This is a genomic window from Zhongshania sp., assembly GCF_041584495.1.
GTDB lineage: Bacteria > Pseudomonadota > Gammaproteobacteria > Pseudomonadales > Spongiibacteraceae > Spongiibacter.
Genome location: NZ_JBFHDY010000238.1, coordinates 1 through 2492, shown reverse-complemented (window position 1 = coordinate 2492; position 2492 = coordinate 1). Strand labels below are relative to the sequence as shown.

Sequence of the window (2492 nt, the reverse complement as noted above, 5' to 3'; positions counted from 1 at the left end):
TCAAAACAAAAAGGTAACCCTCATGATCCATACTAACAATCCAATCATTAAACACAAAGCCGGTTTACTCAATTTAGCAGAAGAGCTTGGAAATGTATCCAGAGCCTGCAAGGTTATGGGTGTATCACGTGATACGTTTTACCGTTATCAAGAGCTTGTTGAGGATGGTGGTATCGACAACCTGATCAATAAGAGTCGTAAAGCCCCTAACACCAAGAATCGAGTAGATGAGGCCACTGAGGCGGCAGTGGTCGCTTATGCCGTTGATCAGCCCGCTCATGGCCAGCATCGCACCAGCAATGAACTACGCAAATCCGGGGTATTTGTTTCTGGTAGTGGCGTCCGTTCAATTTGGGTTCGTCATAATCTGGAGAACTTTAAAAAGCGCCTTAAAGCCCTTGAGGAAAAAGTCGCCAACGAAGGCATTATTCTGAACGATGCACAGGTTGCTGCCCCCCTGTGTCAGGCTAGTTGTCACTGTTTTAAAAACCATAGCAATAGAGATCAGGGGGCGGTTATGAGCAACAAATGGCCCGTTATTCGAACGAACGCAAAGAGTCAATTTTAAAGAAGTTACTACCTCCATTAAATATGACAGTGGCGGAAGTGGCTAGACAGGAGGGAGTTTCGGCACAAACTCTATATAATTGGCGCTACGAAGCCAAAAAATTAGGGAAGCCCGTGCCTGGAAAAAAATTATCCACTGAGGATTGGTCCGCAGAAACCAAGCTAGCTGTGGTTGTTGAAACGATGCCGTTATCGGAATCGGAACTTAGCCAATACTGCCGAGAAAAGGCCTTATACCCAGAGCAGGTACGGCGCTGGAAGCAGGAATGCCTCCAAGGGTTTTTGAACAGTGAGACGATCAATGCAGCGACTCACCGGCAAGCAAAAACGGATAAAAATGAAATAAAAGCCCTGAAGAGGGAGCTACGGCGAAAGGAAAAAGCGCTAGCAGAAACCGCTGCATTATTGGTGCTTAGAAAAAAGCTCAATGCGCTCTGGGAAGACGACGAGGAGAGTTAACCTCATTCCCAGAGCGCAAAAAAATTGTAGGGCTCATCCATGATGCGCGAGCTAGTGGCGCTCGATTATCCGTCGCCTGCCAGGAAGCTGAGGTGAGCTTAAGAACGTATCGTCGCTGGTATCGTGGTGGGCAGGTGCAAGTAGATCGGCGCCCTGAAATACAGCGACCTGAGCCGTCGAATAAGCTGAGTAACGAAGAGCGGCAGGCCATTGTGGATGTCGCTAACGAAGCAAAATATGCACGCTCACCACCGTCCCAGATTGTTCCCGCATTGCTGGATCAGGGTATTTACCTAGGCTCAGAATCAAGTTTTTACCGAATATTAAATGAGCGTGGCCAGCTAAATCATCGGGGGCGCAGCCAAGCACCAAAGAAAATCATGAGGCCGACCAGCCATACAGCCAGCGGTCCTAATGAGGTGTGGTCTTGGGATATTACTTATTTAGCTTCAACAGTGAGGGGGCAATTTTATTATCTTTATTTGTTTGAGGATATTTTTAGCCGAAAAATTGTTGGTTACGAAGTTCACGAGCAGGAATGTGGAGAGCGCGCTGCCGAGCTGATACAGCGTTGTATGCTGCGAGAGCAATGCCTTGGTAAGCCAGTGGTGTTGCATTCTGACAATGGAGCGCCGATGAAGTCACAAACGATGAAGGCAAAGATGGAAGAACTCGGCGTATTATCCTCGTATAGCAGGCCTAGAGTGAGTAACGATAATCCGTTCTCAGAATCATTATTTAGAACGCTAAAGTATCGACCTGAATGGCCTTCATCGGGCTTTGCCAGTTTATCTGACGCACGCAGCTGGGTGCAAAACTTTAGCGATTGGTATAACAACGAGCACCGGCATAGCAAACTTAATTTTGTCACGCCAGCGCAGCGTCATGCGGGATTGGATGAAGTGTTACTGCTAAAGCGAAAGCATGTGCTAGAGACAGCAAAAGCAGCAAGGCCTGATCGGTGGTCAAAGGACGTGAGAAATTGCAAGCCAATCGGGGCGGTCACGCTGAACCCGGAAGAACAAAGGCAGTTGCCAATAAAGGTGGCGGCCTAAAAGTAAAATGGTGACAACTACCTTGAAAAACGCCGGGTGCCGAGATTTATTATACGGTTACCAGCACGGGTGTTTGTGGCCCAACAGATGATGAAGCCTCTCGCACTATAGAAGTACAGGCAAAAAATATTTAAAAAAACTGTGTTAATTAAGTAAAATAAATACCTTAATAGTGACAGTTGTAAATAATAAATCCGCAATAAAACAAACAATAATAAAAATAAGGATGCAGTATGTGGTTAGTTGTACTGAGTGTATTCGTAGCGGTTGCGCTGTTGGTTACACTAAATAATAAAAAAACCGTTAGAGCCCCCGTTACAAACAATCTACAGTCACACAAGCATAAGACTGCTAGCCCCGCTGAAAAAGCTAAGGCTAACCCTTACCATGCCATTAGTATTTGCTGTGAGC

1 protein-coding gene and 1 pseudogene are annotated in these 2492 nt (G+C 46.3%); both read left to right on the top strand.

Features of this window, described 5'->3' with window-relative positions:
- Positions 1-22: 22 nt before the first annotated feature.
- Positions 23-454, top strand: a pseudogene (locus tag ABYP33_RS18615) (helix-turn-helix domain-containing protein); the annotation flags it as partial.
- 74 nt (positions 455-528) lie between these two features.
- A protein-coding gene (locus ABYP33_RS18610; protein ID WP_373092786.1) for an IS3 family transposase occupies positions 529-2081 on the top strand; the annotation gives its coding sequence in 2 pieces (ribosomal slippage) (positions 529-991 and positions 991-2081; 1554 coding nt in all).
- The last annotated feature ends 411 nt before the right edge of the window (positions 2082-2492 follow it).